The sequence below is a fragment of the Acinetobacter sp. RF15B genome (genome assembly GCF_007558235.1).
Taxonomy (GTDB): domain Bacteria; phylum Pseudomonadota; class Gammaproteobacteria; order Pseudomonadales; family Moraxellaceae; genus Acinetobacter; species Acinetobacter lwoffii_C.
In genome coordinates, this window is sequence record NZ_VLSR01000033.1 from 1 (window position 1) to 6,394 (window position 6,394).

The window sequence follows — 6,394 nt, forward strand, 5'->3', positions numbered from 1 at the left end:
CTTTCTAGACTTCTTAAATTAAAGTGGGGTGAGCATCTAGAATACGAATTAAAGTCGCTGCAGGGCCAGTCGGATAGCGGCGGCCTTGTTCCCAGTTTTGCAGGGTTCTCGCACTGATATGCAAACGTGCAGCAAACTCTGCTTGGGTTAAGCCAGTTTTCTCACGTACTTCTTTAATATCCGGCAATTCAAGCTCTGTGACTCGACTTGCCTTTATCTCATTACGTTTGATGGCTCCGGCTTCTTTGATTGAAGCAACCAGATCATCAAATAAGTTGTTATCCATGAAATTGCTCCTTCACTAATTGACGCAGGATCGATGTTTCTTTGTCTGTCAGATTATCTTTGACAGACTTTGGATAAGCCACCAGGAAAAAGATCTGATCATCCTCTGTGACCCAATAATAGATCACCCGGATACCACCACTTTTACCTTTATTACCCTGAGCACAACGTACTTTACGAATGCCACCGCCATTCTTGATTAAGTCACCCTTATCAGGCTGTACCAGGAGATCTTGCTGGAGCTGACGATACTCTTCATCACTCACAAGCTCTTTAATTTGCTTGGTAAAAATACTGGTTTCAATGAATAACATGAGAAAAGTACGTCAATGGCGTATAAGAATTTTAGCAGTTCTAGAATGAAAAAACGAGAGCCTACTGCTCTCGTTTCGCATAATCTGTATTATGTTAATTTTAGGGAATCTTAAAATTAATTTTCAGACTTATCCCACCAACTTTGAGCTAAATCAGTATTTTTAGGAATACCTATTTTTTTAAAACTGTAATCTAATTGTCATTATTTATTAAAATCTATCTATTATTTTAATGCAGAATTATTTTAGAAATGCGATAAATTAATGATATCTAAACCCATGTCTAAACTAGCATGTATTCCATTAATGTCTTTTTTAATCATTAGCCCATCCCTTTATGCAGCAGATGATTCGTATTTATTACCTCATCAAGCTCCAAATAGCCTTTTGATATTACCTCAACCACCTGGACCTGATAGTGTTAGCCTTTCACATGACCAAGCAATTTTCAAACAAATGCAAGTTCAACGTTCAGATGAGCAGTGGAAACAGGCTGCCATTGATGCTGACGTGTCTAATGAACACCTTGGCATACCGTTTTCAGAGGCGTTTGGATTAGAAATTAGTAAGCAAAATACACCAATATTGTTTGATCTACTGAGAAAGGTAAAGCGTGATAGCCGCTACAGTACACAAGATGCGAAAAAGCATTATAACCGCCAACGTCCATTTGCTTTTTATGGTGTCAAAACCTGTACGCCACATGAAGAAACGGATTTAAACACGAATGGTTCTTACCCATCGGGGCATACCACGATTGGTTGGACATATGCATTAATTTTGAGTGAAATTCGTCCTGATCGTCAAAACGAAATTTTGAAACGTGGTATTAATTTTGGGCAAAGCCGTGTAGTTTGTAATATGCATTGGCAAAGTGATGTTGATGCAGGACGTATTACCGGTGCTGCACAATTTGCTCGTTTACAAGCCCATCCTAAGTTCAAGGCCGATTTAGCAAGGGCAAAAGAAGAAGTGCAACGCTTATTAAATAGGAAAAACCCAATAAATTGAGATAAAAAAGCCTACATATTGCAGGCTTTTTTTATGATTAAACTTTCTTCACTTCAGGTTTGCCGTATTCAACTTCGAAACTAGCTGCAATAGAAAGTTTGCCACCTGGCTTTTCAACGAAATCAAGTACATTTAAATCCGTACGCATATGATCTTTAAAGAAATCTAAAGTTTGATAACCACGTTGGTCATTAATAAATTTGATGTGTGGATTTAACTTTAAAACATTTTCTTGACCAGGTCGAATAGGTTGACCATCACCAGTTGAGGTTATAGAGGTGGTTAAAAATTCAGTCGCAATAGACTGTGATTGATAATCGCTTAAATCACTTGGAATATTGGCAACAAAGTATTGATGGAGGTCACCAGATAAAATAACTGTATTTCCGTTTGGTGCATTGTCACGTATAGATTGAATTAGACGTTCTCGGGCGTATGGATAACCGTTCCACGTATCCTTACCAAAATAAGCATTACCTGATTTACTATAGCGCACCCAAGGCATGACTTGGATCTGCTGTGCAAGTATATTCCAGCGTTTATCATGGCGCATTTGCTTTGCTAACCATTCTTCTTGGACTTTGCCAAGCATATGTTCTGCTTTTTGATTATCTGTCCGACAGTAACCATTTTTATCCAATTCTTGTTCTAGCTGAGCTTTGCTACAAAGAATAGGAGAACGATACTGACGAGTATCCAAAATATTCATTCGCAACATTTGACCAAAATCTAAGGTGCGATATGCAGTAATATCTGGGCCTTGAGGTTTTTGAGCTAAACGTACAGGCATGTACTCATACCAAGCTTGAAAGGCTGCCGCTCGGCGAAGTAAAAAGATTTCTCTCTTTTCTCCCTTCTCTTCTAAATCTGCCACCCAATTATTATCTACTTCGTGATCATCGAATGTTATTGCAAATGGTGCTGATGCATGAGCTGCTTGTAGGTTAGGATCAGCACGGTATTGTGCATAACGTATTCTATATTGAAATAAAGTTTGGATCTCTGGACCAATATGCTGACGAGCAGGGATAGATACACGTAAATTACCTATCGCTCGGCCACCACCTTTAGCTTCAGGACCTTCATAAATATAATCGCCATAATGGAAGACAATATCGATATCCTCTTCCTTACTTAAATAATCATAAGCTGTGTAATAGCCAGTTTCATAGTGTTGACATCCCACCACAGCAATGCGAACCTTATTTGGCATTTGTTGAGCACTAGGCGCTGATTTTGCTGTGCCAATCGGACTTTCGTAATCGCTCATAAAGAAACGATAATAATAGCGTGTTTGTGGTGCTAGTCCTGTCACTTCAACATGTACGGTATGATGTAAATCTGGATGTGCTTGTGCTTCACCCGTTTGTACTATTGTTTTGAAGTTCCGATCGAGTGCGACTTCCCATTTGACGTTAACAGCTTCATTAGGCATTCCTCCATCTACAGATAGGGGATAAGGTGCAACACGAGTCCAAATCACAAAGCCATCCGGCCATGGATCACCAGAAGCGACACCAAGTTGAAAAGGGCTGATAGGAAATTTAGGATTGGCCCAAGTCTTAACAGAACTTAGCCCAGAGACGAGTGCTAGTGAAGTTAAACTTGCCAAGCCTAGTAAAAATTTGCGGCGATTTGGATTAAAATGGTTCATTTTTTCAACGTGATTAGTTATGGATTAAAATAAAGGAAGGCTATAAGTCAAATAGATACGGGTCTGTTCCTGCTCTGTCCCAGTACTCTTTTTGAACTTTCCGTATTGCGCTGTAAAACCTAAATTCTTCAATTTTCCTTGAGGAACTTTGTATCGTAGGGTGTAGTCAATTTCTGACTCTGTTGCACAACCACATTTGCCAAAATCACGGCCTTTTACTTTTAAAAAAGAAATATTTAATCCTTGAAGATAGTGATCTCTAAAATCATATCGATAGCCATACCATGTTGATTTCTCACCTGCATTGGTAAAGTTTTGCAATAATCGGTTGGTAGGGAGATATATAAATGTGCCATCTGCACCATTGCCTAAACCGCTCTGGTTCATGTGGAGAAAGTCGCCATCACTGCCAATTTTTTGTGCACCAAATTGAAGCTGATGATTTTTGATCTTATATTTAAAATCGATACTCGCTGTTTGGTTACTTACTTTAGTACCGTAACCTTTTTCACCCCGTTCATTGGCTCCTGTGGCCTGAGTGTCAAATAATCTTAAATCAGTGTTAAGATTTTGATTTTCATTAATATTAAATTTATGCTTAACACCTAAAAACTGCTGCACATAGAAATCTTCGAGCTCACCCACGTAGTATTGTAAAGTTAAATCTTTAGTTGGTTTCCAATCAGCTCCAGCAAATAAAAAACCATCACTTGTCTGAGTTGCACCTTTGATAGACAGTTCAGATTTATCACGTGATGCACGGGGAATTGCTTCTGTGACATATCCTGCAGTTAAATTTAAACCTTTTATTTCTTTTGAGGTGAGTTGCGTCCCCATATAGGAGGATTCAAGTAAACGTGCAAAGCTGCGACTTAAAATAGGTAGTTTGGGGCGTAGTTCGCCAACCTTTAGTTCAGATTTATTATATTTAGCTTTTAATGTGGGATAAGCTCTAGTCCAATATCCAGTAGGTCCGCCATCATCATCAAGTGGGAACATTAATGAATTCTTAGCCTTATCTTTACTACCATCTAGACGGATACCGATAGCTGCACTTGCATCGAGGCCCAATCCGACTTTACCCTCGGTATAACCGGACTCGTACATCAACTCAATCCCTTGCCCCCATACAGTCGAATCTTTGTCAGTAGGCTCTTGATCATGATCAAAGTAATAATTTTTAAAATTAACCTCAGCTCTACTATCTTCTATAAAATCCGCATGTGTGAACTGAATCATTCCAATTGATAATGATAAGGTACTTAAAATCAAGAGCTTATAAATCAAGATACTGCCTTTTTTGGACGCTAAATAAACTTTGAAATACCCTACATCCTCAATATGAATTTTATCCTTCAGATTTATTAAGCTTATGTGACTTTAAAATGAATACCCTCTATCCTGTTTAAGCCAATAATTAATTAACTTGAACTGTTGGCTCATTTCGATGGGTTAATTAATGTGCAGGATATGCGCATAACGATGCTTAGCTTCTATCTAAAAACTCACAGATACTAGCAACAGAGATTTAGCTACGAGCCGCTTTTTTATTGAATTCAGTCACCGCTTAAGCAATCATCTTTAATTTTTATGAAAAGCAACTACACAAAATAGACCAAGAGAATATTTAACATAAAGTCTCTTATGCGAAATAAAAAATGGGAGCTAAAAGCTCCCATTTTTTATTTTTGCTCATGTTCTTTATAGTACTGATGTGCTCTTTTGGAATTATGCTTCCAACTTTTCGCAACGTCATAAACATAAGTTGGTAAATCATCCCAATCATGAGGCAGACCGGTACCACGTGCGACACGAAGTTTAAGCGGATAGTCCTTGTATTCAATACGATGCAGAAAATAAAAGCTACGCTCTTAGTGAGTGCTAAATTTCTTAAATACAGAACTTCTGACATTGGGATAGATTTCCCAAAAATAGTTATGGCGCTTACTCTGTATTGCTTGTTTGTAATGATGTTTCAGTTTTTTCATTTTTCCTCCTAGGTAACATTACCTAGAAGGGGTCCTCTGCAAAATAATACATCATCTTTCATCCTACGAATTACACATTCATATTTAAAAGTACCACAAAGTAGTATAAAATAAACTACTACAAGGTAGTATAAACACAAGCAATGTATACAATATGTGAAACCCCTTTATTTACCAAATACTGTCTTGTTTATTGGACTCAGGAAGAATATGAGGAATTTAAAACATTCTTGGCATTAAATCCTGAGGCCGGGGATGTCGAACCTAATTCGGGTGGCATTCGTAAGATCAGATGGACTAGCGGTGGTCGAGGCAAAAGTGGTGGTGTCAGAGTCATCTACTTTAATCGTTTAACAAATGGAGAGATTTGGTTATTAACCTTGTACAGTAAAAAGCAAACGGTACAACTTAGTAAGAAAACCCTTCAAGCATTGGTGGAGAAATTAAATGACTCGTTTAATGACTGAAAAAGAACTAGAAGCCTTTGAAGCAACAAGAGATATTGAAGCTGAAATCTTACAAGGCATCGATGATATGTTGGCAGATAATGCTGCAAAAAGAACAGTAATTACTGAAACAGATGTAGCTTTAGCACGTAGAAAGGCACAGCTGACACAAGAACAGTTTGCTAAGCTCCTTGGTGTTTCCAAACGTACATTAGAATCTTGGGAACAAGGTGTGAGAAGACCTTCTGGTGCAGCAACATCATTAATTAGGTTATTTATTGTTGATCCAACGTTTGTAAAGGAAAGTTTAGCTTAATTTACATAGCTATTAGTAGAGAGCTATTTCCTTTCAGTATATTTGAGCATGATTATGAAGCATTTAGGATTTGTAGGAAAATTGACTGAATATATTGGATATACTCATGTTGAAATTATTAATAGCTCTTTACGACTATCTTTCAAGGTATCATCGAGAAACAACTTAGAAGAAATGTTCAAAAAGATGGTTGAAAATAACTATGATTTACTAATGGAAACATCAGAGAAAATAGAATTTGAATTAGATAGTGATGTTCTTAAAAAAATTGAAAAATAAAGGAAGAACAAGGTATTGAGTTTGAAGAATATGTGCAAAACACTTTGATTAAGCTCATTAACCAATGTGAATTGACTACCGATCAGCCTTAGTTTAGGCAA

Annotated in this window: 8 protein-coding genes and 1 pseudogene; 4 read left to right on the top strand and 5 right to left on the bottom strand. The window is 37.5% G+C overall.

Annotated features, from left to right (window positions below; all coding sequences use genetic code 11):
* Positions 1–13: 13 nt before the first annotated feature.
* Positions 14–286 carry a NadS family protein gene (gene nadS, locus E2K74_RS13985; protein WP_004641921.1) on the bottom strand — a complete coding sequence of 91 codons (273 nt, stop codon included), beginning with the start codon at positions 284–286 and terminating at the stop codon, positions 14–16.
* Positions 279–599: a type II toxin-antitoxin system RelE/ParE family toxin gene (locus E2K74_RS13990; protein WP_000897309.1), complete on the bottom strand. Its 321-nt coding sequence runs from the start codon at positions 597–599 to the stop codon at positions 279–281. Before E2K74_RS13990 ends, nadS begins: the two co-directional genes overlap by 8 nt.
* A 279-nt stretch (positions 600–878) precedes the next feature.
* On the opposite strand from E2K74_RS13990, the gene E2K74_RS13995 reads away from it, so the two are divergent.
* Complete coding sequence (locus E2K74_RS13995; RefSeq protein WP_151208198.1) at positions 879–1,610, top strand: acid phosphatase; 732 nt, start codon at positions 879–881, stop codon at positions 1,608–1,610.
* Positions 1,611–1,647: 37 nt separating this feature from the next.
* On the opposite strand, the gene E2K74_RS14000 is transcribed toward E2K74_RS13995, so the two are convergent.
* From E2K74_RS14000 to E2K74_RS14925, 3 genes and pseudogenes are all read right to left on the bottom strand, one after another.
* On the bottom strand, positions 1,648–3,264 hold the full coding sequence (locus tag E2K74_RS14000) for an alkaline phosphatase D family protein (RefSeq protein ID WP_151208199.1): 1,617 nt from the start codon (positions 3,262–3,264) through the stop codon (positions 1,648–1,650).
* A gap of 24 nt (positions 3,265–3,288) precedes the next feature.
* Positions 3,289–4,551, bottom strand: a complete 1,263-nt coding sequence (locus tag E2K74_RS14005; RefSeq protein ID WP_151208200.1) for an OprD family outer membrane porin — start codon at positions 4,549–4,551, stop codon at positions 3,289–3,291.
* A 395-nt stretch (positions 4,552–4,946) separates the two neighbouring features.
* Positions 4,947–5,252, bottom strand: a pseudogene (locus tag E2K74_RS14925) (hypothetical protein).
* A gap of 143 nt (positions 5,253–5,395) precedes the next feature.
* Between E2K74_RS14925 and E2K74_RS14015 the strand changes: the two are divergent.
* Genes E2K74_RS14015 through E2K74_RS14025 form a run of 3 tightly spaced genes read left to right on the top strand, consistent with a single transcriptional unit; the run spans position 5,396 to position 6,293 of the window.
* Positions 5,396–5,719 (top strand): hypothetical protein, encoded by a 324-nt coding sequence (locus E2K74_RS14015; RefSeq protein ID WP_000288001.1) that lies wholly within the window; start codon positions 5,396–5,398, stop codon positions 5,717–5,719.
* Positions 5,700–6,014, top strand: coding sequence for a helix-turn-helix domain-containing protein (locus E2K74_RS14020; RefSeq protein ID WP_151208201.1), 315 nt, complete (start codon positions 5,700–5,702; stop codon positions 6,012–6,014). Before E2K74_RS14015 ends, E2K74_RS14020 begins: the two co-directional genes overlap by 20 nt.
* A gap of 54 nt (positions 6,015–6,068) precedes the next feature.
* The gene (locus E2K74_RS14025; RefSeq protein WP_227548045.1) at positions 6,069–6,293 is read left to right on the top strand and encodes a hypothetical protein; all 225 of its coding nucleotides are present in this window, start codon (positions 6,069–6,071) and stop codon (positions 6,291–6,293) included.
* Positions 6,294–6,394: the final 101 nt, after the last annotated feature.

What these genes read in the sequence shown, in the direction of transcription:
- E2K74_RS13995 (WP_151208198.1), top strand. Translation starts at nt 879, where the DNA reads ATGTCTAAACTAGCATGTATTCCATTAATGTCTTTTTTAATCATTAGC.
- E2K74_RS14015 (WP_000288001.1), top strand. Translation starts at nt 5,396, where the DNA reads ATGTATACAATATGTGAAACCCCTTTATTTACCAAATACTGTCTTGTT.
- E2K74_RS14000 (WP_151208199.1), bottom strand. Translation starts at nt 3,264, where the DNA reads ATGAACCATTTTAATCCAAATCGCCGCAAATTTTTACTAGGCTTGGCA.
- E2K74_RS14020 (WP_151208201.1), top strand. Translation starts at nt 5,700, where the DNA reads ATGACTCGTTTAATGACTGAAAAAGAACTAGAAGCCTTTGAAGCAACA.
- nadS (WP_004641921.1), bottom strand. Translation starts at nt 286, where the DNA reads ATGGATAACAACTTATTTGATGATCTGGTTGCTTCAATCAAAGAAGCC.
- E2K74_RS13990 (WP_000897309.1), bottom strand. Translation starts at nt 599, where the DNA reads ATGTTATTCATTGAAACCAGTATTTTTACCAAGCAAATTAAAGAGCTT.
- E2K74_RS14025 (WP_227548045.1), top strand. Translation starts at nt 6,069, where the DNA reads ATGAAGCATTTAGGATTTGTAGGAAAATTGACTGAATATATTGGATAT.